Origin of the sequence: Thermalbibacter longus (assembly GCF_023806485.1) — a bacterium.
Lineage (GTDB): Bacteria > Chloroflexota > Chloroflexia > Thermomicrobiales > Thermomicrobiaceae > Thermalbibacter > Thermalbibacter longus.
The window spans coordinates 1-262 of sequence record NZ_JAMSLR010000063.1; the positions used below are offsets into that span (position 1 = coordinate 1).

Here is a 262-nt window from a genome sequence, read left to right on the forward strand (position 1 = left end):
GGCGGCGCGGGCCGCCGCCGCCAGGCTGGTGGCCTCCACGACCGGACTGCGCTCGGCCTGCGCTGCCTGCAACACCGGCACCGCCTGGGTCCACGCCCGCGACCTCGCCAGCCAGTGCGGCTTGAGCGTGGCCACCACGAACCAGACCGCCAGCAACACCGTGACGGTCTGCGCAAACAGCAGCCACAGGCGCCGTGCGTTCACCGCCGCCCTCCGCGCCGGCTGCGCCCGTCACCCTGCGGGCGGGCCCCTTGACCCACGT

At 76.0% G+C, this 262-nt stretch carries 1 pseudogene; it reads right to left on the bottom strand.

What is annotated here, in order from left to right:
• Window positions 1-204, bottom strand: a pseudogene (locus NET02_RS16455) (2-alkenal reductase); the annotation flags it as partial.
• Window positions 205-262: the final 58 nt, after the last annotated feature.